The organism is Sphingomonas sp., from assembly GCF_035714405.1.
GTDB lineage: Bacteria > Pseudomonadota > Alphaproteobacteria > Sphingomonadales > Sphingomonadaceae > Sphingomonas.
The window spans coordinates 1-23,819 of record NZ_DASTMA010000009.1; the positions used below are offsets into that span (position 1 = coordinate 1).

A 23,819-nucleotide genomic window follows, 5' to 3' on the forward strand; every position below is an offset into this window, starting at 1 on the left:
GCCCACCGCATCCACTATGACCGCGACTATGCCCGCGACCGGGAGGGCTATCCGGGGCTCGTCGTCCATGGCCCGCTGATCGCGACGCTGCTGATCGACCATCATCTCCGGTCTCGACCGGCCAAACCGCTGCAAGCGTTCGGCTTTCGCGCGCTGCGCCCACTGTTCGACGGCGCACCCTTTACACTGGGTCTGAACGCCCGCGGCGACGAAACCGATCTGGTCGCGCTCGCACCAGACGGAGGCGTGGCGATGCGGGCGACCGCACGGACCTAACCCTTAGCACCTGCAGCATGCAATAAACACATAGGCCGCTGCGTATTGTTGCACCAATGTTGCTACGCCGATTGCCTGTGTTAGCTTCTTTCCGGCCCCGCAACGATGTCGTTGCACCGGGTGAAGAGGAGGACGCGCTATGAAAGCCGACCAGGAACTGCGTTCGCTGAAGCGCGGCCTCAAGGTGCTCGCGCTGCTCAACGAGACGGAGACGATCTCGATCACCGAGCTTGCCCGGCATCTGGCGCTACCGCGCACCACCGCCGAGCGCATCCTGCTGACGCTGCTGGCCGAGGGGTATGTCCAGCGCGTTCCCGATGACAAACGCTATCGGTTGAGCGCCAAGGTCTGCGGCCTCGCCGATGGTTTCTCCGAGGATTGCTGGATCGTCGAGACGGCCACGCCGCTGCTGTTCAGCCTCACCCGGCGGATCGGCTGGCCGCTCGCGATCGCCACCGCGTCGGGTGACCGTATGGTGCTGCGCTCGACCACCGATCCCGCCACGACGTTGTGGCTCCATCGCCGCCGCGTCGGCGCGTCGATCGCCATGCTCAATTCGTCCAGCGGCCTCGTCGCCTATGCCTTCGCCGAGGAGGCGGAGCGCGCGCGGCTCCGCACCATGTTGTGCACGTCGACCGACAGCTGGAATCGCCAGCGGGCGGAGAACGACTCGGCACTCGACCTGCTGATCGGCCCGGTGATCGAGAACGGCTTCGCCTTCCAGCCGCCGCCCGGCAACGCGCCCGAGCAAAGCATCGCCTTTCCGATCTTCATGGGCGGCCGCTGTGTCGCGAGCCTGATGATGATTTACATGACGCAGGCGATGACCAGCGCGCATGTCGTCGCGGAATATGCGCCGCACCTGCGGATGCTGGCGGCGCGGATCGGCGAGGCGGCGACGTCGCGCCAGCCGCTCGACGACGACGGCGAGATCCGGCTGCCCGACTTCCACGCGATGCGCGGGGCCGCGGAACTGCAGCGCGCGCTGTGACCGCGCCGGGCTATGCCGGCGACTATTCGGTCCTGGCCATGGCGCGGAGCGAGGCCGGCGTCCTTGAGATGCGCCTGCACAGCGATGGCGGGCCGTTCCGCTTCAGCGCGGTAGCGCGCGCGCAGCTGATCGATGCGTTCGGGCGGGTCGGTGCCGATCGCGCCAACCGGGTCGTGATCCTGACCGGGACCGGCGATGACTGGTGCGCGGAGTTCGATCGCTCGCCGGCGATGAGCCCCGATCCCGCGTTGACGCTGGCCGAGCGCTGGGGGGTCCAGTTCCGCGAGGGGCGCAGGCTGCTCGCCGCTCTGCTTGACGTGGATGTACCGATGATCGCCGCCGTCAACGGCCCGGCGCTGATCCACAGCGAGTATCTGTTGACCTGCGACATCATCCTCGCCGCCGAGGGTGCGGCGTTTCAGGACAAGCCGCATCTCGACAATGGCGTCAGCCCGACCGACGGCGTGCATGTGCTCTGGCCCGATGTGCTGGGGTCGGTGCGCGGACGCTACTTCCTGTTGACGCAGCAGCGGATCGAGGCGGCGGACGCGCTGGCGCTCGGCGTGTGCAACGAGGTGCTCGCGGCCGAAGCGCTGCTGCCCCGTGCGCATGCGATTGCGGAGCGACTCGCGCGCCAGCCGGACCAGACGCTGCGTGGCGCCAGGGTCGGGTTGACCCAGCGGCTCAAGCGGCTGGTCACCGCCGATCTGCCGATCGGCCTCGCGCTGGAGAGCGTGTCGGCGCTGGCGAAGGCCTAGCCGCGGACGCTACGCCCGCGCCTTCAACCCCGCCGCCTCGACCGCGGCGGTAATGACCGCGTGATCGACATCCGGCGCGCCGCCCGCGATCGCGGCCGCGCCGATGACGGTGTCCGCCGCGTCGACGATCACCACCCCACCGCCCAATGGCAGGAAGTCGCCGCCGACCGCACCGGCGAGCCCGGTCACCACCGCCGGCTTGTCGCCGAACACCGCGGCCAGCTTCGCCGAGGAGCGACCGAAACCCAAGGCGGTCCGCGCCTTGGCGGTCGCGATGCTGACGCCGAAAGTGCCTACGGCATCGCCGCGCTCCGCCGCGCGGACCGCCCCGCCGGCGTCGGTCACCACCACGCTGGCGCTGGCGATCCCCGCCTCGGCCGCGCCCGCATGCGCGGCGGCGATGATACCTCTAGCATGGGCGAGCGTGAGCTGGGTCATGGGTTCATCCTTGGCTGGTCGTGGTGAAGAGCGCGCCTGCGCCCTCGATCGTCGTTTCAACATCGAGCATCGCCAGCGCGCGCCAGAGCAGCGCCTGGGTGGCGCTCACCACCGGGCGTCCCCCGATCGCCTCGATCATCGCGATCGCTTCCATCGTCTGGATCGCGGTACACGGGATCCACAGCCCATCGGCGTCGGGCAGCGCGGCGAGCCCGGCCAGCGCCACCGCCGCGACTTCCGCCGTGTGCAGGTCGCCCACCGTGGCGATGCCGACCGGCATCGGGACGAAGCCCGCGACCGCCATTCCAGCGGCGGCGACGTAGTCCGCGACCCATCGGTTGGTTTCGGCAAGATATGGGGTCATCACGGCCGGCCGCCGGACGCCGAGCGCGGCCAGCGCCATAAGCGATGTTTCCGCAAGGCTGAGAGCGGGCTTGCCTGAGGCCTGCGCCATCCCCGCCACCAGCGCCGCTTCGGCCGCCGGTCCGTCGAACAGGCTGCCAACGGTGCAGGCATAGGCGACGATGTCCGCGCCCGCGCTGGCCAGATCCCGCGCGGCGTCCGGCGCGGCGGCGGCGAGCGCGCGATAGCCGGGCTTGTCGACGCCGCTCATCCGCAGGCGCTGCACGGGAAAGAGCATGCCCGAAGGCAGCCAGCGCGGCCATTCATGTTCCAGCATCACGCCGGGTGCCGGCTGGATCACTCCGATCCGCCCCCGCGCGCCGGGGCGCCGGCGGGGAGGGACCACCGCCGCGGGCTCCGCCGGCATCAATGAAAGGTCGCGAGCGAGAGCAGGGACGGTGGCGCACCGGACACCGCCGCCAAGGTTTCGCGCTGTGCCCGGACGATCAGCCGCGCGGTGCGGCGCATGGCCGGCAGGAGGTCGCCGGCGCGCGCGGCGGCGGAGTCGGCATGGACGGCAAGCACCGCCACGTCGTTCTGGTCGGTGACGACCGGCACCGCGACCGTGCCATGCGCGGCCATCGTCTGATCGATGCCCTCGCCCGCGCGCACGATGCTGAAACCGCCCGGATCCTCGGCGAGCGACCGCGCACAGGCGAGCTGCAGCAGCCCGATGGTGCCATCGTGCAACCCCTGCCCACCCCCGACCCGCAGGTGCGGCTCGGCCAGGGCCTGCGAGGCGGTGCAGCACAGCGTCCGGCCATCGCGCCGGATGCTCAGCGTCGCGGCGGCGCCGGTCTCCGCCGCCAGGGTCGCCACCGGTTCGATCGCGCAGGCCGCGAGCGCGCCGAGCGGGTTGGCATCGGCGAAGAGTTCGAGCGTTAGACGCGTCGGCACGTGCAGCGGGCCGTGCGGTACCTTCAACGCATAGCCGGTCTGCTCATAGACGTTGAGCAGCGTCGCGGCCCGGTCCGCGCCCAAGCCCGCCGCGCGGGCGAAACCGACCGCATCGACCGGCGCGGCGCGGGCGAACTCACCAAGTGCGCGAAGCCCGTGGACCAGCATCTTGAGTTCCATAATCTCGTGCATGGACTGTCACGCTCCGATCGGACGCGAACGGCTTGGCACGTCGGCGCGCCTCATCGCCACGGACTTGGCAGGGTGCGACCAGTATGCGGGCGAGCGTGGCGCGACGGCAGCGGGTCCCACCGCATGTTGGGCGTCGCCGCCGACCGCCTCGCCGGGCCGGGCGCGGCGCGCTAGCGTCGCCCCATGACGGACAGGACGGCCGTAGCGGAACGCTCTCCACGCCCACGGGTGGCGCGCGGGCCCCGACGTCCGGATTATCTCGGCGACCCCGATCTCGATCGCGTGATGATGATGCTCACCGCGCTGATGGCGGAGGTGAGCGCCGCGCGCGAACGCGTCGACACCGTTGAGAAACTCGTCGAGGCGGGCCTGCCGCCTACCGCACAGGCGATCGAGAACTACGATCCGACCGAGGCGGTGCTTGCCGAGCGGGCGGCGGTACGCGAAGCGATGCTGCGCCGGGTATACCGGGTCATGCTCGAAGAACTCGAGCCCGCCGCCGATCACCAAGCCCAGGAGTCGATCTGATGCCCCAGGCCCGCCACGCCGTGTTGCCCGATCAGACCCACGACGAAGCCGCGCGCGAGGCATTCTGCGGATCGCTGCGCAAGCTGTTCACCGAGACCCTCTGGCCCGGCGTACGCGACGTCTATGAGGATGTGCACCGTCCCGCGTTCGAGCGTCGCACCGGCCACGCGCCGACCGATGTCCGCGAGGTGCGCGAGGCGCTGGAGCCTAGTTTCTTCTACCGCGCCGCGAACCTGGTCGGCCGCAGCGCGCAGGAGCTGTTGTGGGACACGGTCGGCGAATCGGTCGAGCGCCAGCTGGACGGGCTCGACCGGGCGGCGGCGTCGATCGCCGATCCCAAGGGGTCGATGAGGCTGAACCCCGACGTGGCGGTGCCGCGCTACCTCGACATGGTCGACATCCACGTCATGCCGGGCAACTTTCATCGCGAGCTCGGGCCGGGCGACGTCTATGCCGCGGCGCTTTACGATCGCGGCGTCTATCAATTCGCGTACGGCGGCATGGGCGAGGACAATGAGGGGCTCGGCCGGGCGATGACCGGGTGGTTCGCGGAAAACTTCCCCGAATTCCGCCCGCGGCGCATCCTCGACATGGGCTGCGGCTGCGGCTTTTCCACGCTGCCATGGAAGCGTCTCTACCCGGACGCGGAGGTGCACGGCATCGACATCAGCGCGCCGATGGTCCGCTATGCCCATGCCCGCGCCGAGAGCATGGGGGTGGCGGTGCACCTGTCGCAGCAGGACGCCGCCCGCACCGACTTCCCGGACGGCCATTTCGACCTCGTGACCTCGTGCCTGCTGACCCACGAGAATCCGGTGCCGCAGATCCGCGCCATGTTCGCCGAAAGCCATCGGCTGCTCGGCGAAAGCGGCATGCTGTTGATCGACGGCGCGCATCCGCCGGCGGCCGATCACGAAGACGAGTTCTTCACTACCTGGTTCAACTACAACGCCAACGAGCCGTTCGCGGTCGGCCTGCGCAAGCTCGATCTGGCCGAGGCGTTCGCGACCGCAGGCTTCCCGCCCGAGGCGTATTTCACGTCCGGCGCGCGCGAGGCGGTGTATCTGAAGGGCATGGCCGGCCAGAAAAAGCGGCGCGCCGCTTCGGCCGGCTATCGCGGCACGACGAAGCCCGCGCGCACCGGATAATGGGCGCGCCCCGCTGACGGGCTGGCGCGCGTCCGTGGCGCGCCCATCGTCCATCGGCCGCCGGCTTCCACGGAGTTTCCCGATGTTCCATCTCGCCTGGTTCACCAATCCCCGCGCCCATGGCTGGACGGCGAACGGCGCGGATCGCTGGGCGGGCAACGACATCCATCCGGAACGGTGGCAGACCTTGTCCTTCCTCAAGGACATGGTCCGTCAGCTGGAGGGCGCGGGCTTCGACTTCATCATGATCGAGGATCACGTCGTCCTCACCAACGACAAGAACAACCTCGAACCCCGCATCGACCCGATGATCGTGATGCCGGTGCTGGCGGAGGCGACCCGCCGGCTGGGCATCATCGGCACTTTCTCCTCCAGCTTCTACCCGCCCTTCCTTCTTGCCCGGCAGATCAACTCGCTCGATCTCGTGTCGGGCGGGCGCTGTGGCTGGAACGTCGTCACCTCGTCGGAGGATTGGGCCGCGCAGGCATTCGGGCGCGACAAGCAGCCCCCGCACGACGAACGCTATGCGATCGCCGACGAGATGCTCGATCTCGTCAAGCAGCTGTGGGACGCCTGGGAGCCCGATCCGTGGGAGATGAGCGCTGAGACCGGCCGCTATGTCGACCCGACCAAGTTCCGCGAGTTCACATTCGAGGGCAAATACCACCGCTCGATCGGCCCCCTCAACGTCACCCGCTCGCCCCAGGGCCGGCCGGTGATCTGCCAGGCGGGCTCGTCACCCGCCGGTCGCGACTTCGCCGCCAAGCATTCCGAAGTGATCCTGTGCTCGACCTTCGGCCGCGACAGCGTGCCCGCGCTCAAGGAGTTCCGGGACGACATCCGCGAGCGGATGGTCGCGCACGGCCGCGACCCGGACGAGGCCAAGGTGATGTTCCTGATCTCGCCGGTGCTGGGCGACACCGAAGAGGCGGCACAGGCACGTTACGAGGAGGTCGTCGGCATGACGCCGACGATCCTCGCACAAAGGCTCGGACGCCTGACGCTGCACACCGGCCTCGACTGGACCAAGTTCGATCTCGACGCGCCCTTTCCCGATATCGATCCCGCCGACATTCAAGGCTTCCAGGGCTTCGTCGCGTCGATCAAGGCGAAGGCGAAGGGCGGCAAGAGCCTGCGTGAGGCGTTGTGCGAACAGGAGACGACCTCGCTCAAGCTGATCGGCACCCCCGAACAGGTCGCCGACAGGATGGAGGCGGCGATCGAGGAGATCGGCGGCGACGGCTTCCTGATGCATGCCCGGCCGCTCACCCGGCGCTATCTCGCCGAGGTGCTCGACGGCTTGGTGCCGATCCTCCAGCGCCGCGGGCTGGTGCGGCGCGAATACGCGGCCACCACGCTCAGGGGGCATCTGGCGGAGTTTTGATCCGGCAGGGCGTGAACATATCTCTGCCGTTCAGCCCCAAGTTGCCCTGTGGCTCTGTCCTACAACAGACCCACCGTGCCAAGACGATCGCGACTCGGCGCCGATCGGCGCCCGCTCTTTCTCAGACGTGGACAAACGGAATAGTCGATGGGTGATCGGCCATCCCGATGCACGGTACGAACGGCAACTTCGACAAGTTCGAGCGCGCGCCGGACCTCCTCCCCAATGGTGTGACCTTAGTGTAACTTTACGACGCCCTCGGCTCAGGTCGTCGGCATCCACTTGCCCCACGTGCGCCTGCTATTTGGCGGGTGCAACATCACTTGAGACATCCACCGGCCCTCTCAGCGTCAGGATCAGCGCCGCGGCCGTCGCGAACAGCGCGGCGCCGCCGTAAAGTGCCGGACGATAATCGCCGCTCTCGCCCACCGCCCAACCCGCGACGAACGGACCCAATCCCGCTCCGACGCCGTACAGCGTATAGAGCAGGCCATAGGTCTTGCCGTAGTGCTTGCGCCCGAAATAGCGCGCGCAGAAATAAGCGGCGATGTCATGCTCCGCGCCGGCGGCGAGGCCGACGATCGCGATCGCCAGTCCGCACAGCCACAGGTTGGTGCCCGCACCGACCAGCAACAGGCAGGCGAGCGCCGGCAGGCCGAACATCAGAAAGGCGAGCAACGGTCCCGACATCCGGTCGAGCAGGAAGCCGCTGACCAGCCGCCCGCCGGTCACCGCCAGGCCGATCAGCCCTGCCAGCGCCGCCGCCGCCGCCGGCGTGACGCCGCGATCGGTGAGCAGCGGCACCGCATGGACGTTGATCGCCGAGATCGCCACCGCGACGACGGTGAACGACAGCACCATCTGCCAAAAGCAGCGCGTCGCCAGCGCCTGGCGCAAGCTAAAGCCGCCCTCGTCCACCGCGGGTGCCGCCTCGCCGCGCGCGCCGGCCTCCTCCGGCTCGCGGAAGAAGGCGATCGTCAGCGGCATGCCCAGCAGCAGCGGCAGCGCGGCCAGGCCGATGAACGCGCCCTGCCAGCCATAGGCCTCGACCAGACGATTGACATAGGTCGGCAACAGCGCGCCGATCAGGCCGGTGCCGACCAGCGACAGCCCGAGTGCCAGTCCCCGCCCCGCGACGAACCAGCCGGTGATCGCGCGCGTCCAGGTCATGGTCATGGTGCCGGCGCCGAGCACCGCGATCATCGCATAACCGAAGTAGAACAACGGTAATGAGCGCGGCAGCAGCGCCATCGCCGCAAAGGCGAGCACCAGTGCGACTTGCGAGATCAGCACCACGCGCCGGGCGCCGTAACGGTCGGCGGCCGCGCCCGCGAAGATGCCCGCCACCAGCCCGCCGATCGTCAGGAACAGCGGCGCCGCCGTGATCTCCGCGCGGCTCCAGCCGAACGCGGCGGAGAGCGGACCGACCAGCGCGCCGAAACTGTAAAAGGCGATCGGCACCGCGCCGGTGCCGGCGCCCAGCGCGGCGGCGAGCACCACCCGCCACGCGCGTCGGAACTCCGCGACGCGCGCGCCCGGCGCGGGCTCGTGGAGAGCGACGGCCGTCATCCCGCCAGCACCGTGTCGAGCTCCGCCATGTCGGCATCGGTCGCGATCCAGTCGGACGCGGCGGCGTTGGCGACCACCTGTTCGGGTCGCGTCGCGCCGGCGATGACGCAGCCGACCGCCGGCCGGTGGAGCAGCGCGCCGATGGCGATGTCGACCATCGAGCGCCCCCTCGCGTCCGCAAACGCCGCGAGCGCCTCGATCACGTCATAGGTCCGCGCGTCGATCTCGCGTCCAGCCATGCGCGCGCCGGCGGGGGCGGGCCGGTCGCGCCGATACTTGCCGGTCAACCAGCCGTTCGCGAGCGGGAAATACGGCAGGAGCCCAACTCCGAACCGCTCGCATGCGGGGATCAGCTCGCGCTCGGCGTCCCGCGCGAGCAGGCTGTAGTGGTTCTGCGCGGAGACGAACCGGTTATGGCCGTTGGTCCGAGCGGTCCAATCCGCGTCGGCGAGTTCCCAGCCGGTGAAATGGGAATGACCGACATAGCGGACCAGCCCGGCCTGGACGAGCTCGTCGAGCGCGGCGATCGTCTCCTCCAGCGGCGTGCGCGGGCACTGCCAGTGCATCTGGTACAGGTCGATATAGTCGGTGCCCAGGCGCCGCAGGCTGCCCTCCACCGCCTGGCGGATGTAGCGGCGGGAACCCAGCGCGGTATCGTGCCGCGCCTCCATGCCCGAGCCCCATTTGGTCGCCAGCACGACCTGATGGCGCCGGTCCTTCAGGATCGCGCCCAGCTGCTCCTCCGACCCGCCATCGCCATAGACGTCGGCGGTGTCGAAGAAGGTCACGCCCGCGTCGAAGGCGGCGTCGACCACCGCGCGCGTGTCCTCGACCGGCATCAAGCCATAGACGGTGCCGCTTTCCGCGTTGACGGGCTTGCCGCCGAAATTGTTGCAGCCAAGGCCGACGACCGAGACCGTAAGACCGGAGCGACCGAGCTGGCGGTAGCGCATGACAATTCCTCAACGAGTGCGTCAGGCTATCAGCGGGCGGGGGCGTCCGGCGCATGGCGCGGCGGCTTACCCGACCTTCGGGCGGTGGGCCGCCGAACCCGCCCGCGGTCGCCACGCTTCACCCGCTAGATGGGTGGATGTGGCGGGCGGCTTGTTGGGGGGCGGCGCTGTCGGTCTTCTTCAACCCTCTCGACGCGCGACCCATAGCCCTGGGCTGGTCGTCGTCGAACCGACATTGGGGACACCGCCCGAACGGCGAAAAGGGAGCGAGACATGCGCAGGAACTTCAGGACCGCACTTTTGGGCGCCACGATCCTCAGCGCGGCGCTCGCCGCGCCCGTGGCCGCTCAGCAGCAGGAGCCGCAACCGCAGCCGATGGCGGACGCGCCGAACCCGCAGGTTCCCGCCGCCGAAGCGCAGCAGGCCGCGCCGACCGGTGAGATCACCGTCACCGCGCGCCGCCGGGACGAATCGATCACCGACGTGCCCCTGGCGATCACGGTGGTGACGTCGGCCAGGCTCGAACAGCTCGAGCTCACCAGCACCGCCGAGCTCGCGAACTTCGTTCCCGGCCTGCAGTTCAGCGACTTCACGCCGGGCAACTCGCGCAACGATCGCGGCGGCAACCGCCCGATCATCTTCCGCGGCCTCAACCTGGCGCGCAACGGCGGCGTCACCGGCGCCGGCTCGATGTTCCTCGACGGCGCCGCGGTGATCGGCAACGAGATCCCGGCCGGCATGGACATCGGCGCGGTCGAGGTGCTGCGCGGTCCGCAGAACGTCTATTTCGGCCGCGCGTCGATGACCGGCGCGATCTCCTATCGCACCAAGGCCATTCCGAACGAATGGACCTACGGCCTCGACATCACGGTGGCCGAACGCGAGACCCACCGCGTCGAAGCCAGCATCGCCGGCCCGATCGTCAGCGACCTGCTGGGCGTCCGCCTGACCGCGCTGGAGGAGTCGAACGACGGCTGGATCACCAACGCCTTCAACCCGGGCGGCCAGCGCCTGGGTGCGCGGTCGCGCCGTTCGCTGTCGGCGACCGTCGACTTCACCCCGGCGGAAGCGCTCGAGGTCAAGCTCTACGCCAACTACTTCCACGATGAGGACGGCCCGTCGGCGACCGTCAACATCTTCCCGGACGCGACGATCACCACCGCCGCGGGCCCCGGCGGCATACCGCCGGCGGGCACCGTGACGGCGCTGGGCGCGGTCACCAACTGTGTGCGCGGCATTCCGGTGCTGCTGCCGGGCGCGACCATCGCGTCACCGGCGCGGCCGACGATCTGCGGCGAGGTGCCCGGCCTCTCGCGCGCGATCGCCTATTCGCGGACGCTGATCCCCAACGACCATGCCGCGGCGACCTTCTCGGTCCCGTATCTCGCCGGCGAAGGCTTCAAGCGCAAAGCCGGCTTGCAGCGCAACGCGTTCAACAGCCACGGCATCGTCAACCTCACCATCAGCGACTATCTGAAGCTGCAGTCGATCACCGGCTATCATACCAATGCGGTGATCCAGGCGGTCGACGGCATCGGTCGCCCCCCGTCGCCGACCTCCGCCTTTTCGGTGCTGTTCTTCGGCCTGTCGAACAAGTTCACCGACTTCAGCCAGGAATTCCGTCTCAGCTCGGATCCGGAGCGGGCGTTCAGCTGGACGATCGGCGGCACCTACGTCAACGCCAAGAACCTCAGCAACGCGACCAACACGCGGACGTCGAATATCCAGCCGACGCTTGCGAACCCCAATCCCGTGCAGACCTTCGTGCCGCTGCTGCTCAACATCGGCGACGATCGGGCCAAGACCTATGGCGCCTTCGCCGGCGCGTATCTGAAGATGTTCGATGAGCGGCTGACGCTGAGCGCCGAGGGCCGCTACCAGGTCGACAAGCGCAGCAACGCGCAGATCGCCTTCCTGACCGGTCAGGTCATCAACTCCGTCCAGGACGACTTCAAGTCGTTCAATCCGCGTGTCTCGCTCGACTATGACGTCGGGGGCGGCCGCAAACTCTACGCGTCCTTCGCGCAGGGCAGTCGGCCCGGCGGCTTCAACAACGGCCTGCTCAGCTATTTCAATTCGAGCAACTCGATCTACGCAACCAACCCGGCGCTGACGGTGGCCGGCGTGACCACCGCGATCAACGATGTGTTCGGCGTCACCGACCCGACCTTTGCGGAAGAGAAGCTCAAGATCGGCGAGCTCGGCTTCAAGGGCAATTTCGCGGGCGGCGAAGGCTATTTCGACATCAACGCCTATTACGGCAAGCTGAGCGATCAGCAGATCACCTTCCAGGCGCTGGTGCCGCTGCTCGCCACCAGCCTGTCCGTGACCGCCAATCGCGGCGAGCTGGAGATCTATGGCGTCGAATTCACCGGCAACTACAACTTCACGCCGGCCCTGTCGGTGTCGACGACGTTCGCCTACAACAAGACGAACCGCACCAGGTATTTCGACCCCACCCCCGCCAACATCCGGCTCTTCGGCATCACCGACTATTCCGGCCTGGAAACGCCGAACACGCCGGAGATCACGGCCTCGGGCGTGCTGTCCTATGAGGGCGAAGCAGAGGGCGACGCCATCGTGCCGTTCGGGACGATCGCGGCGGTTTATCGCGGTCGGCAATGGGCCGACATCGCGAATTACGCGTACATCCCGGGGCGCACCACGGTGGACATCCGCGTCGGCGCCAAGAGCGGACCGCTGCGGCTGGAGGCGTTCGTGACCAACGTCACCAACAACAAGACCTATCCTGGCGGCAATGTTGCCCCGGACTTCGGCTCGCCGCCGGCGGGCAACGGTTCGGACCAGGGCTTCTTCGGCGCCTATGCCGAGCCCCGGACCTTCGGCGCACGGCTCAGCGCCCGCTTCTGAGCATCGGACAACGCGTGAAGGGCCCGCCGGAAACGGCGGGCCCTTTTCTGTTCGTGTGCTATGCGGCAGCGGCGAGGCGGGTCGTGGACTTCAGCCGCTCCTCGGTCAGTCCGTAGAACAACAACGCGACGATGCCGAGCACGCTGATCGCCGCCGGCAGCAGTCCCATGATGAGATAGATCGCGCGGATCGCGCTAGCGGGTTGCTCGACCGCCGTCCCCTGGGACTGAAGATAGCCCGCCGCCGACATGATCGCACCGACGACCGAGATGCCGATCGCACCCGACAGCTTCTCGACGGTCGTATAGACGCCCGCGAAGATGCCCTCGCGGCGCAGCCCGGTGCGGCGGCGATCATATTCCATCGTATCGGGCAGCAGCGATTGGCCCATCAGGATCGCCCCTCCCCCCGACACGCCGATCACCACCGCGCGCGCATAAAGATGCCACGATGGGTCGCCGGGCGCCGCGAGCAGCCAGCTGAGGAACGCCGGCAGCGACAGCGTGAGCGCGATGATATAGGTGTTGCGCTTGCTGCCGTTCCACCGGACCACGCGCAGCCACAGCGGCTGCGACGCGATCATCGCGATTGACGACGCCAGGAAATACTGTCCCAGCCAGGTGTCGGACAGCTGCAGCACATAGGTGAAGAAGAACGCGAACACCGCCTGCACACCCAGCGACAGCAGGGTCAGGAACTTGACGGTGATGAGCACCAGGAACGGCGTGTTCGCCGCGACCGAGCGGATCTGTTCGGCGACCGGATAATGGGTCTGGGGCGGCTTCTCCGCAAAGGGCGCGCTCCGCGTCGCGGCGAAGCAGATATATGCGGAACCGAGGATGATCGGCACGAAGGTGACGGACATGATCATGTGCGCGTCCGCGCCGCCACCGAGCCGCGCGAGCACGATCGGCCCCAGCACCGACGCAACGATCGTCGACAGACCCACCGCATAGACGCGGAAGCTCATCAGATACGACCGCTCGTGATAGTCGGTGGTCATCTCCGCCGGCATCGACAGGTAGGGAATGTTGAAGACGGTATACGCCATGGCGTAGAAGACGAGCACCGCACCGACATAGGTCGCCCGCAGCCCGTAATCGGCAATGTCGGGGATCGAGAACAGCCCGACCACTGACAACGCCAGCAGCACGCCGCCGATCAGCAGATAGGGCCGGCGGCGGCCCATCTTCGAATTGGTGCGGTCCGATACCCAGCCCATCGCGGGGTCGAGAAAGGCGTCTAGGATCTTGGAAAAGGCAATCAGCGTGGAGGCCAGCGCCGCGGCGATGCCGACGTGATCCGTCAGATAGCGCAGCAGCAGCACGTTGGACGCGGTCAGGACCGTGACCGGCCCCAGCGTGCCGAGCCCCCAGCCCAAACATACCGAGCGCGGGAGCTTCGGCGCCGCCTCTTCCGCATTCATGTCGCCGTCGCGATGCGCCGCCTGCGGGGTCATTTAGGCGCCGCGTCCTTGAACTGGAGATCGAGCGCGACATAGCCGCACGGACCGGAGCTGCCGCCGCGGCCGGTACTGCCCTGATCCTCCGACAACAGCATCGTGCCGGGGGTCAGCGCGTAGCGCTTGCCGTCCGGCAGCACGACCTCCGACGAGCCGCTGAGGATCAGGAAGATCTCGCGATAGGGCGACGGATGCGGCGGGATCACCATGTTCGGGTGGCCATAGACGATCACCACCTTGGTCGGATCGCCGAAGTCGAACTGCGTCAGCGAGACCTTGCCGCCGTAATAGACGCCGCCCTTTCCGGCCACGTCGACGGTCTCGATCTTCGACTTGCCGTCTGCCCCGGTATAGGCGCGGTACATCTTCAACACCTTGCCGGTCCGCGCGAAGTCCGCGTCGAGGCGCGCACAGGCGGCGCGCTGCTTGGGCGTCAGGACGCCGCGATCGGCCGTCGCCGGAACGGCCTGCGCCAGGGTCGCGGCGATCAGGGTGAAAAGGAACATCGCGTCGCAAACTCCTCGATGGGTGGCGCATGACGCCCGGCCGACTGCATGCGCGCAACCGGACGGGCGGAAGTCAACCGCAATGTGGTTGTTGGCTAGGGAGTCGGGACGGACGCGTCCCTCAGGTCAGCGCCTGGACATGAAGGGCGCGAAACTCTCCGCCTGGTCGGGATCGCCACGACCCTTGTACCGCGCCTGCACCGGATAGGGATAGACCGGCCGCGAAAAGGCGACATTGTCTGGAGTCAGGAACTCGGCATAGGTCACCGGCCCGGCGAAGCGCGCCAACCGCTTCATCTTCTCGGCATGGAGCACGTCGGGCGCCCGCCCCCGCTCGACCCAGGCTTCGAGGTAGCTGAGGTAATCAACCGTCTCGGCGCCGCCGCCGACCTGAGGTATGTGGCTCTGTCCCGGCACCATGAACAGCCTGAAGAAGTCCTGCGTCGCCCCCCGCCCGCCCATCAGCCGTTCCACGGTCTCGTAATACAGGACCGGGTGCAGCGGATAGGTCGCCTCGTCCGCCCAGCCTTGATAGAGGATGAGCTTGCCGCCGCGCGCCTTGAAAGCGCGCAGGTCGGGGTTGGTGGCGTCGTTGAAGATCCAGGCATAGGGATATTTGTACGGGTTCTTGAGCCGCCAGCGATAGCGACCAGGTGTCCCGTTCGGCCCGACATAGGCGCCGATCCAGCCCTTTTCGGACCCGGGCATCGCGCCATTGGCATAGACCTGATCGAGCCCCATGACTTGCCGAGGCGAGAGGCAGCCGCTCGTCCGCCCCGCCCGGCAGGCAAGCTGCGCCGGCCGAAAGCCGCAGCGGCGCGGGTCGGAGATGAAGCCGTCCTTCAGATTGTCGTCCATGTCGCAGGCCGCGACTGCTGCGGCGTGGACCATCATCACTTCGTCCGGACCGAGGATCGGCTTGCCGTCGTCATGCAGCGCCGCGACGCTCGCCCGCAGCGCGGGGCCAACCTCGGGCGGCGAAGCCCCCGGCCGGCCCATCGCCGGCTCGCCGGCGATGATACCGTCGAAATCGGCGGGAAAGCGCTGCGCTTCCACCAGCCCCTGCCGACCGCCGGTCGAGGCACCGAAATAATAGGCATAGCGCGGCTTCGTACCGTAAAACGCTTCGGTCACGGCGCGGCCGGTGATGTTCGACACATGCGTAGCGCGAAAGCCGAAGTCGATCTCGCCTGGCACGTTGTCGATCGCCCACAGGTCGTCGTAAAAGGTGCCCTTGTGACCCAGGTCCGCGGCGAGGCAGGCATAGCCGCGCGCGACGACGATCTGGCACCCGTCATCCAGGATGTCGCCACAGCGCCCGCCGCACCCGGTCTGCGCGAACTTGCCGTTCCACGTCGCGAGCGGCAGCCACATGCGATAGCCGATCGTCGGTGCGATCCGCCCGTTGACGAGGCAATGCGGGGGCATGTCCTTGTCGGCCGGTTTCGCAACCGCGCTGACGATCAGCGAGGGCGCGTCGGGCGTCAGCGAGAAGTCGACGTCCTTCAACTTGACGCAGGCGGCGGCAGGGTCGGCGCCCGGCGGCGCCCCGGTCCCGGGCGGCGTCGGCCGTGGTCTGACCTGCGCCGCCGCCGGTGGTACGGCGAGCGCGATCGCCGCCGCCAGCGCGACCGCGGCCCGGATCACTTGGCCGGCGCCTTCTTCACCGCCGCGTCCCGCTCGACCGGCCAGCCGGAGCCGAGGCCCTTGCCGTCCTCGACATGCGCGATGATCTCGATCTCCTCGATCAGACCGTTGCGAACCTTGAAGCGTTCGGCCTCATGCACCGTGTAGGTGCCGGCGGGCTTTGTCACCGCGACCTTGTATTCGGTATCGCCCGCCTTGGTTGTCGCATCGCCGCCGCCGCGGCCTTCCTTCAGGTCGACGTCGAGCCGGAAAAAGGCGACCACCTCGCCGTTGGGAACGTCGGTATAGAGGCGGATGTCGCGCGCGGCCTCCACCATGTCGGTGCGCACGAAGCTTTCGCGCACCTCGTTCTCGCCGCGCGCGTTGGTGAGCGCGTTTTCGGTACGGCGGACGTTGCGGGCAAGCGGCACCTTCGATCCGTCATGTGCCAACAGGCCGGCGATGTAGGCGCGCGCCGCCGCCTCCATGCAGGCCTTGGTGTTGGCGGTGCAGCTGGGCTTCACGCTTTGCCCAAAGGCGGAGGAGCCGGCGGCGAGCGCGAGCAGCGCCAGCGATACTCGTGGTAAGCCCATCATTCCTGCTCCTTCGGCTGAAGCGCCGAGAGTAGCGGCGAAGGCGCCGACGCGAGCGGCGGATCGGCCCGTCACCACTATCCGGTGAGCCCGAGCGGCCGCGCATCGGCCTCGGTCTCGCAGCGGCTAGCGGTGCGGCATGACCACGCTGCCCCCGATGCTGCGCCCGTTGTTCGATCTCACCGGGCGCGTGGCGATCGTGACCGGCGGATCGCGCGGGTTGGGGCTCCAGATCGCCACCGCCTCGGGTGAGTACGGCGCACGGGTGGCGTTGGTGGCGCGGCGGGCCGATGAGCTCGACGGTGCGGTCGCGGCGCTGAAGACGCGGGGCATCGCGGCACACGCCTTTGCCGCCGACCTCGGCAAGGCCGACGCCGCCGGCGAGCTTGTCGCGCGGATCGTCTCGTCGCTCGGACGGATCGACGTGCTGGTCAACAACGCCGGCGCAACTTGGGGGGCGCCCGCCGAAGACCACCCGCTCGATGGTTGGAACAAGGTCATCGACCTCAACGTGACCGGCCTGTTCGTGCTGACCCAGGCAGTCGCGCGCGCCGCGTTCCTGCCGCAGGGCGGCGGCAGCGTGATCAACGTCGCCTCGATCGAGGGTCTGCTCGGTCATCACCCGGAACGAACCGGAACCATCGCCTACAACACCGCCAAGGGTGCGGTTATCAACATGACGCGGGCGTTGGCCGCCGAATGGGGGCCGAGGAACATTCGCGTCAACGCGCTCGCGCCGGGCTTCTTCCCGTCCAAGATGGCCTCCGGCGAGATCGACCGGCACGGGGCGGAGATGATCCGCCAGACACCGCTCGGCAAACTCGGCGGCGAGACCGACCTGATGGGGCCGGCGCTGCTGCTCGCCTCCGACGCCGGCGGGCACATCACCGGCCAGGTGATCGTCGTCGACGGCGGAACGACGATCATCTGAGACGTGCCGCACCCGCTGATCCCCCGCCGCGAGCTCGATTTTCTGTTGCACGACTGGCTGCGCATCGGTGACCTGCCGGCGGTAGCCGAGCACGGGCGCGAGACGGTCGACGCGATCCTCGATCTCTCCGAACAGGTCGCAGCCGACCATTTCCTGCCGCACTACAAGGATGCCGACATGCACGAGCCGCGGCTGGAGACCGACGGCGTCCATGTCCTGCCGGCGATCGGCATGGCGTTGCGAGAATATGCGGCGCTTGGACTGTTCTCCGCTGGCTTCGCGCCCGAGCTCGGCGGCCTGGGTCTGCCTTATATCGTCTGCTCGGCATCGTTCGCGCAGTTCGCCGCCGCCAATATCGCGACCGCCGCCTACCCCATGCTCACGGTCGCTAATGCACGGCTGATCGCGACGTTCGGCACGGCCGTGCAGATCGACGCTTTTGCCCGGCCGCAGATCGCCGGACGATGGTTCGGGACGATGTGCCTGTCGGAGCCGCAGGCGGGATCGGGGCTGGCCGACGTTCGCACCCGCGCCGAGCGCGACGGAGAGGATGCGTTGGGCGTCCGCTATCGCCTCACCGGTAACAAGATGTGGATCTCCGGCGGCGATCACGACGTGTCGGAGAACATCGTCCACCTGGTCCTGGCGAAGGTGCCCGGCCCCGACGGAGCGCTGCCCGAGGGGACCGAAGGCCTGTCGCTGTTCATCGTTCCCAAGCTCTTGCCCGATGGCGCTCGCAACGACGTGCAGGTCGCCGGGCTCAATCACAAGATGGGCTATCGCGGCACGGTCAATTGCCTGCTCAACCTCGGCGAGGGCGGCGGTGCGGTCGGCTGGATGGTCGGCGATCCCGGACAGGGTCTGCGCCAGATGTTCCTGATGATGAACGAGGCGCGGATCGGGGTCGGCATCGGCGCGGCGGCACTGGCCTATCGCGGCTATCGCCATTCGGTCGCCTATGCGCGCGAGCGGCTGCAGGGCCGGCCCATCGGCGAGCGCGCCGGTCCGCCGATCGCGATCGCCGAGCACCCGGATGTTCAGCGCATGCTGCTCGCGCAAAAGGCCTACGCCGAGGGCGCGCTGGCGCTGTGCCTGTACTGCGCGATGCTGGTAGACCGGCACGGCGACGCGCCGAGCACCGCGCTGCTCGGACTGCTCACCCCGGTCGCCAAGACCTGGCCGTCGGAATGGGGGCTCGCGGCCAACGACCTCGCGATCCAGGTTCATGGCGGCTATGGCTATACGCGCGACTTCGACGTCGAGCAGCTCTACCGCGACAACCGGCTGAACGCGATCCACGAGGGCACTACGGGCATCCAGGCGTTGGACCTGCTCGGTCGCAAGCTGCTCCGCGACTCCGCCGGCTGGGCGGAGCTGCGGTGCCGGATCGGGCTGACGGTCGCCGCCGCGGCCAAGGATGTGACGCTGGCGCCCTTCGCGGTCACGCTTGCCCAGATGTGGGAGAACATTGCACTGACGCTCGAGCGCCTCCGTGCGGTGAAGCAACCGGAGAGTGCATTCGACAACGCCACGCCCTTCCTCTCCGCCTTCGGCCATGCCGTTATCGCCTGGCTCTGGCTCGACATGGCGCTGGTCCAAGCCGAGGACCTGGCCCTCACCGCCGCGAAGCGACGCACCTGCCGCCACTTCTTCGACCACGAGGTTCCAAAGATTGCGGCATGGCTGACGCCGGTCGACACCCGAGGCTCCGAGTCCAAGGTGTCGGCGGGGACCTTCGACTAGGCGATCAGTCGACCTCCCGCATCACCCGGAACCCCAGGCTGCTGCTGCGCATCGTCGGCGGCAGACTGAATCGCGTCGCGGCGCGTAGGACGGGCGGGCCATTATGCCACGAGCCGCCGCGGATCGACCGAGCCTTACACGCGCCCGCGGATTTCAGCGCACCCGGCACCGGGGTGAAGCAGTCGGCCACCCACTGCCACGCATTGCCGAGCATGTCGTGCAATCCGAACGGGTTGGGCGGAAAGGCGCGCCATCGGCTCGTATAGGCGAACCCATCCGAGCAGCTGAGGTTCGCAGTCTTGTCCCCCGGCATCACCGCCGCATACGCGCGGTCGCCGCCATTGGCGTGGGTGCACATGGCAGCGGGCGTGTCTCCCCACCAGCGTGCGGTCGTGGCGCCGGCGCGCGCGGCGTATTCCCACTCGGCCTCGGTCAGCAGGCGATAGCGAAAGCCGGTCCTTGCCGACAGCCATGCGGCATAGGCGCTCGCATCCGACCAGTCGATGCACACCGCCGGCTCATCGCGGCGCTGTCGGAAGCCGGGGTTTCGATAGGAGTGCGCCGGCAACGGCCCATCGCCCCATTTGCCGGCCACGGCCACGAGGCAGCCCGCCATCGGCCGCCGCGTTGCGCTCGCGAAGGCCTCGAACTCGGCCATGGTGACGTGTGCGCGGGCGACGGCAAACGGGCGTTCGAAGCGAACCTCGCGCCTCGGCCGCTCGGTCGCCGCAGCGGCGGGCGGGCGGCCCTCGCGCGTGGTTTCGGCCTCGTCGGAGCCCATCAGCACGCGTCCGGCCGGCACCACCACCATCACCGGCGTCTCCGGTCGATCGCGGAAGCTATGGCCCGGCAGCGTCGCGACAAGGGCGAGGAGGAGCGTCGGCATATGCGGATGGTGGGCAAAACCGCGCCTGCTGCCATGCAGGCTGCGACCCTCACCGCATAGCGGGAACCGGCGGCGGACGCCTAGGCAGCGTGTCCCGCATCACGCAGGATCACCGCGTGGTCGGCTCGCTTCTCCTCCTGCTCGCCCTCGCGGCCGAGCCGCGGCCGTTCAGGGACTGCGCGGATTGCCCAGAGATGGTGAGGATCCCCGCCGGCTCGGCGACCCTCGGCTCCACCAGCGAGGAGCGTGTGCGCGCCGGCATCATCCCGCTGTTCGGCGACCGTGAGGGGCCGACCTATCGCGTCATCTTCGCCAAACCTTATGCACTCGGCCGCACCGAGGTGACACGAGGCGCGTATCGCGCCTTTGTCGAGGCGACGCGTCGCCCTGACCCGCCTGCCTGCGGGGTGCATGAACCAAAGGGCGACACTTGGGGACCGCAGCCGGGCTATAATTGGCGCAAACCCAATTTCGCTCAGGACGACAGCCATCCGGCGGTGTGCATCGCCTATGACGACGCGCTCGCCTATACCCATTGGCTTGCGGCGAAGAGCGGCAAACCCTATCGCCTGCCCAGCGATGCCGAATGGGAATATGCCGCGCGCGCCGGCACCAGCACGCCTTGGTATTTCGGCGAAGCGCCCGATCGCGGCTGCAAGGCGGCGAACATCATGTCGGCGGGCACCGGCATGGCGCTGGGCTTCCCCAAGAGCATGGCGGGGTTCTTCCTCTGCTCCGACCGCCGCAGCTTCACCGTCCCCGTCGCGAGTTTCACCCCAAACCCCTGGGGGTTGCATGACATGATCGGCAACGCCTTCGAATGGTCGGCCGACTGCAACGCCCCCGACAACCGCACGGCGCGCGCCGACGGCGGGGCGCGGACGACCGGCGATTGTAGCCGCCGTTATTTGAAGGGGGGCGCGTTCCAGACCCCGTTCTGGCTCACGCGCCACGCCGTCCGTGGCGCGCCGCTCGCCGTCGATATCCGCATGTTCGCCGCCGGCTTCCGCGTCGCGCGGTCGCTCGACTGAAAGGACCAATACCCGATGCGCATCCTGCTCGGCCTGTCGCTCGCGATGCTCGCCTCGCCCGTCCTCGCGCAGGACGCGGCGGCCGGCAAGAAATCGGGCGCGACCTTCCAGGACTGCGCGCAATGCCAGACCATGGTCGTGATCCCGGCCGGCACGTTCAAGATCGGCTCGACGTCCGAGGAGCGCGCCCGCGAGGGGGTGCCGGCAAGCTTCGGCAACCATGAAGGCCCGGTCCGCGACATCAGCTTCGCCAAGCCGTTTGCGATCGCCACCGCCGAGACGACGCGCGCGCAATGGTCCCGCTTCGTCGCCGCCACCAAGCGGCCGGTGCCGACCGAGTGCCATGACTATAACGCCGAAGACGACAGCTGGGCGGGAACACCGGGCAAGGTCGTCAATTGGCAAAAGCCCGGTTTCGCGCAGACCGACGATCACCCGGCGGTCTGCATCAGCTATGACGACGCGGTCGACTACGCCGCGTGGATGGCGAAGAGCACGGGCAAGCGATACCGGCTGCCGAGCGAGGCGGAATGGGAATATGTCGCCCGCGCCGGTACACGGACCGCGCGGCCCTGGGGCGACAGCGTGACGCCGATCTGCACCAAGGCGGCGATCATGACGAGCGCTACCTATGCCGCAATCAAGAACGCCGACAGCTGGACGGATGAACTCCTCTGCTCGGGTCCGAACAGCTGGACCGTGCCGGTCTCCAGCTTCGACGCGAACCCCTGGGGCGTCCACGACATGCTCGGCAATGTCTGGGAATGGGTCAGCGACTGCGCCGCGTCCGATCACGCCAAGCTGCCCGCCGATGGGACGCCGCAGACGGCGGCGAATGGCGGCGACTGCGCCCACCGGCTTACCAAGGGCGGTGCCTTTCACAGCCGCGTATGGCTCGCCCGCCCGGCGACACGGGGCGGTGGGCAGGAGGGCAAGAACCGGCCGGTCGCCTCGGGCATCCGGCTGGTCCGAGAGATCGACTGAACCCCGTGCAAGGATCGATACGATGATGAAGCTGGTCTTGCTTGGCGGTCTCGCCATGCTGGGAAGTGGCTCTGCCGCACAGGCGCAAGCCGATGCCGTGGCCGGGCAGAAACAATTCGGTCAGTGCCGCGCATGTCATGCGGTCAGTGCGGCCGCGCGCGACGGGCTTGGCCCCAATCTGGTCGGCGTCGTCGGTGCGAAGGCCGCGACGCGGCGACCCAAGTTCAAATACTCGCCCGCGCTCAAATCCGCCAAGCTCACCTGGGATGACGCGACGCTCGATCGCTGGCTGACCGACCCCGCCGCGGTCGTTCCCGGCACGACGATGCATTTCGTCGGCCTCCCTCGCAAGCCGGTGCGAGCGAACGTCATCGCCTACCTCAAGACGCTGAAGTAGCGACCCGCCCCAGAGCGCGCGCCGCAGCCAGGTTCGCGGCGGCGGCGATGAGGAACACCGGGACCAACGCGAAGAACGCGACGCGCAGGGAGCCGGAGCCATGGGCCGGCATCGCCCAATCGCTGACCACGCCAAGGAATACCGGCCCGCCGCCGAGGCCGACGAGGTTGAGGCACAACAGCATGATGGCACTTGCCGTGCTGCGCTCCCCCGGCAGCGACAGCACCTGGATCGCGGCCACAGACGGGGCGAGATAGAAGATCGACAAACCGAGCGCCAGGCCGAAGAGCGGCAACGCCGCCGCCCAACTCTCCGCCAGCGTCGCGAGCACCAGCGCCGGCGCGCCGATCGCCAGGGCCACACCGGGGATGATCGCGTACATGCGCGGGTTCCGGTGCGCGAAGCGGTCTGCCAACGCGCCGCTTGCCCAGATGCCGAGCCCCAGGCCGATCGCGAGCGTGATGCTCAGCCAGGAGCCGATCTCGGTCAGCGTCATGCCCAGCACCCGGATCAGGTAGGCCGACAGCCACGCCATCAGCCCGTAACACGCAAAGGCGCCGAGCGACGCCGCCAGGGACACCAGCATCAGCGGTGGCGAGCGCAGGAAACGGCCGATGACGGCGCCGAGCGGCGGGGTCGCCTCCGCCTCGGCCTTGCCGCGCACCGGCTCGCGCACGAACAGGAGCAACAGCACCGACAACAGGATACCCGGCGCCGCGACCACGACGAACGCGGTGCGCCAGCCAAAGGCGTCGGCGATCCATCCGCCGACCGCGGTGCCGATGCCGATGCCGATCGGCACGCCCAGCGAATACAGCGCGAGCGCCCGTGCGCGGCTCGCCGGCGGGAACAGATCGGCGATCAGTGAATAGGACGGTGCGACGCCCCCAGCCTCGCCCACCGCGACCCCGATCCTCGCCGCTGCCATCGTCGCGAAACCCGTCGCCAGCCCGCAGGCGGCCGAGAAGCCGCTCCACAGCGTGCACGCGCCCGCGATCACCCAGGTACGGCGGGTGCGGTCGGCGAGCCACGCGACGGGCACGCCGACGGTGGTGTAGAAGATCGCGAACATGAAACCGGTGAGCAGGCCAAGCTGGCTGTCGGACAGCCCCAGCTCCGCCTTGATCGGTTCGGCCAACACACCGAGGATCTGGCGATCCATGAAGTTGAACACATAGATGAGCGTCAGGATCGCCAGCGTCAGGTTACGCTGCCCAGCGGTGGTCATGGCGCTCTCCCCCTTGATCGGAAGG

General features: G+C 68.5%; 22 protein-coding genes and 1 pseudogene. 12 read left to right on the forward strand and 11 right to left on the reverse strand.

What is annotated here, in order from left to right:
• The 3 genes and pseudogenes from VFQ64_RS02490 to VFQ64_RS02500 form a co-directional block, all read left to right on the forward strand.
• Window positions 1–276, forward strand: a pseudogene (locus VFQ64_RS02490) (hypothetical protein); the annotation flags it as partial.
• Window positions 277–415: 139 nt separating this feature from the next.
• Window positions 416–1,267, forward strand: coding sequence for a helix-turn-helix domain-containing protein (locus tag VFQ64_RS02495; protein ID WP_325101723.1), 852 nt, complete (start codon window positions 416–418; stop codon window positions 1,265–1,267).
• Window positions 1,264–2,025 carry an enoyl-CoA hydratase/isomerase family protein gene (locus VFQ64_RS02500; RefSeq protein ID WP_325101724.1) on the forward strand — a complete coding sequence of 254 codons (762 nt, stop codon included), beginning with the start codon at window positions 1,264–1,266 and terminating at the stop codon, window positions 2,023–2,025. The genes VFQ64_RS02495 and VFQ64_RS02500 overlap by 4 nt, the downstream gene beginning before the upstream one ends.
• Before the next feature lie 9 nt (window positions 2,026–2,034).
• Here VFQ64_RS02500 and VFQ64_RS02505 read toward each other — a convergent pair whose 3' ends face one another.
• Genes VFQ64_RS02505 through VFQ64_RS02515 form a run of 3 tightly spaced genes read right to left on the reverse strand, consistent with a single transcriptional unit; the run spans window position 2,035 to window position 3,954 of the window.
• Complete coding sequence (locus VFQ64_RS02505; RefSeq protein WP_325101725.1) at window positions 2,035–2,463, reverse strand: heme-binding protein; 429 nt, start codon at window positions 2,461–2,463, stop codon at window positions 2,035–2,037.
• A 4-nt stretch (window positions 2,464–2,467) separates the two neighbouring features.
• Complete coding sequence (locus VFQ64_RS02510) at window positions 2,468–3,232, reverse strand: hypothetical protein (RefSeq protein ID WP_325101726.1); 765 nt, start codon at window positions 3,230–3,232, stop codon at window positions 2,468–2,470.
• Window positions 3,232–3,954 (reverse strand): hypothetical protein, encoded by a 723-nt coding sequence (locus VFQ64_RS02515; RefSeq protein ID WP_325101727.1) that lies wholly within the window; start codon window positions 3,952–3,954, stop codon window positions 3,232–3,234. Before VFQ64_RS02515 ends, VFQ64_RS02510 begins: the two co-directional genes overlap by 1 nt.
• A gap of 183 nt (window positions 3,955–4,137) precedes the next feature.
• On the opposite strand from VFQ64_RS02515, the gene VFQ64_RS02520 reads away from it, so the two are divergent.
• From VFQ64_RS02520 to VFQ64_RS02530, 3 genes are all read left to right on the forward strand, one after another.
• Entirely contained in the window at window positions 4,138–4,482 is a 345-nt protein-coding gene (locus tag VFQ64_RS02520) for a hypothetical protein (RefSeq protein WP_325101728.1), read from the forward strand.
• The gene (locus VFQ64_RS02525) at window positions 4,482–5,630 is read left to right on the forward strand and encodes a class I SAM-dependent methyltransferase (protein WP_325101729.1); all 1,149 of its coding nucleotides are present in this window, start codon (window positions 4,482–4,484) and stop codon (window positions 5,628–5,630) included. The genes VFQ64_RS02520 and VFQ64_RS02525 overlap by 1 nt, the downstream gene beginning before the upstream one ends.
• Before the next feature lie 82 nt (window positions 5,631–5,712).
• Entirely contained in the window at window positions 5,713–7,014 is a 1,302-nt protein-coding gene (locus tag VFQ64_RS02530) for an NtaA/DmoA family FMN-dependent monooxygenase (protein ID WP_325101730.1), read from the forward strand.
• Window positions 7,015–7,314: 300 nt separating this feature from the next.
• On the opposite strand, the gene VFQ64_RS02535 is transcribed toward VFQ64_RS02530, so the two are convergent.
• Window positions 7,315–8,583: an MFS transporter gene (locus VFQ64_RS02535; protein WP_325101731.1), complete on the reverse strand. Its 1,269-nt coding sequence runs from the start codon at window positions 8,581–8,583 to the stop codon at window positions 7,315–7,317.
• Complete coding sequence (locus VFQ64_RS02540; protein ID WP_325101732.1) at window positions 8,580–9,536, reverse strand: aldo/keto reductase; 957 nt, start codon at window positions 9,534–9,536, stop codon at window positions 8,580–8,582. The genes VFQ64_RS02535 and VFQ64_RS02540 overlap by 4 nt, the downstream gene beginning before the upstream one ends.
• Window positions 9,537–9,809: 273 nt before the next feature.
• Here VFQ64_RS02540 and VFQ64_RS02545 point away from each other — a divergent pair, with 273 nt between their 5' ends.
• Window positions 9,810–12,407: a TonB-dependent receptor gene (locus VFQ64_RS02545; RefSeq protein WP_325101733.1), complete on the forward strand. Its 2,598-nt coding sequence runs from the start codon at window positions 9,810–9,812 to the stop codon at window positions 12,405–12,407.
• Window positions 12,408–12,465: 58 nt separating this feature from the next.
• On the opposite strand, the gene VFQ64_RS02550 is transcribed toward VFQ64_RS02545, so the two are convergent.
• The 4 genes from VFQ64_RS02550 to VFQ64_RS02565 form a co-directional block, all read right to left on the reverse strand.
• A complete protein-coding gene (locus VFQ64_RS02550; protein ID WP_325101734.1) occupies window positions 12,466–13,866 on the reverse strand; it encodes an MFS transporter in 1,401 nt (466 codons plus the stop codon).
• Window positions 13,863–14,375, reverse strand: a complete 513-nt coding sequence (locus VFQ64_RS02555; RefSeq protein ID WP_325101735.1) for a cupin domain-containing protein — start codon at window positions 14,373–14,375, stop codon at window positions 13,863–13,865. Before VFQ64_RS02555 ends, VFQ64_RS02550 begins: the two co-directional genes overlap by 4 nt.
• Window positions 14,376–14,501: 126 nt before the next feature.
• Window positions 14,502–16,022: a tannase/feruloyl esterase family alpha/beta hydrolase gene (locus VFQ64_RS02560; protein WP_325101736.1), complete on the reverse strand. Its 1,521-nt coding sequence runs from the start codon at window positions 16,020–16,022 to the stop codon at window positions 14,502–14,504.
• Window positions 16,019–16,597: a hypothetical protein gene (locus VFQ64_RS02565; RefSeq protein WP_325101737.1), complete on the reverse strand. Its 579-nt coding sequence runs from the start codon at window positions 16,595–16,597 to the stop codon at window positions 16,019–16,021. The genes VFQ64_RS02560 and VFQ64_RS02565 overlap by 4 nt, the downstream gene beginning before the upstream one ends.
• 136 nt (window positions 16,598–16,733) lie before the next feature.
• On the opposite strand from VFQ64_RS02565, the gene VFQ64_RS02570 reads away from it, so the two are divergent.
• Together VFQ64_RS02570 and VFQ64_RS02575 are read left to right on the forward strand one after the other, a co-directional pair.
• Entirely contained in the window at window positions 16,734–17,525 is a 792-nt protein-coding gene (locus VFQ64_RS02570) for an SDR family oxidoreductase (protein ID WP_325101738.1), read from the forward strand.
• A gap of 3 nt (window positions 17,526–17,528) precedes the next feature.
• The gene (locus VFQ64_RS02575; protein WP_325101739.1) at window positions 17,529–19,268 is read left to right on the forward strand and encodes an acyl-CoA dehydrogenase; all 1,740 of its coding nucleotides are present in this window, start codon (window positions 17,529–17,531) and stop codon (window positions 19,266–19,268) included.
• Window positions 19,269–19,272: 4 nt separating this feature from the next.
• Here VFQ64_RS02575 and VFQ64_RS02580 read toward each other — a convergent pair whose 3' ends face one another.
• The gene (locus tag VFQ64_RS02580; protein WP_325101740.1) at window positions 19,273–20,154 is read right to left on the reverse strand and encodes a formylglycine-generating enzyme family protein; all 882 of its coding nucleotides are present in this window, start codon (window positions 20,152–20,154) and stop codon (window positions 19,273–19,275) included.
• Window positions 20,155–20,348: 194 nt separating this feature from the next.
• Here VFQ64_RS02580 and VFQ64_RS02585 point away from each other — a divergent pair, with 194 nt between their 5' ends.
• Genes VFQ64_RS02585 through VFQ64_RS02595 form a run of 3 tightly spaced genes read left to right on the forward strand, consistent with a single transcriptional unit; the run spans window position 20,349 to window position 22,566 of the window.
• A complete protein-coding gene (locus tag VFQ64_RS02585; protein WP_325101741.1) occupies window positions 20,349–21,185 on the forward strand; it encodes a formylglycine-generating enzyme family protein in 837 nt (278 codons plus the stop codon).
• A gap of 15 nt (window positions 21,186–21,200) precedes the next feature.
• The gene (locus VFQ64_RS02590) at window positions 21,201–22,169 is read left to right on the forward strand and encodes a formylglycine-generating enzyme family protein (protein WP_325101742.1); all 969 of its coding nucleotides are present in this window, start codon (window positions 21,201–21,203) and stop codon (window positions 22,167–22,169) included.
• 22 nt (window positions 22,170–22,191) lie between these two features.
• Window positions 22,192–22,566 carry a hypothetical protein gene (locus VFQ64_RS02595; protein ID WP_325101743.1) on the forward strand — a complete coding sequence of 125 codons (375 nt, stop codon included), beginning with the start codon at window positions 22,192–22,194 and terminating at the stop codon, window positions 22,564–22,566.
• Here the strand turns inward: VFQ64_RS02595 and VFQ64_RS02600 are convergent.
• On the reverse strand, window positions 22,550–23,794 hold the full coding sequence (locus VFQ64_RS02600; RefSeq protein WP_325101744.1) for an MFS transporter: 1,245 nt from the start codon (window positions 23,792–23,794) through the stop codon (window positions 22,550–22,552). The genes VFQ64_RS02595 and VFQ64_RS02600 overlap by 17 nt on opposite strands.
• Between the last annotated feature and the right edge of the window lie 25 nt (window positions 23,795–23,819).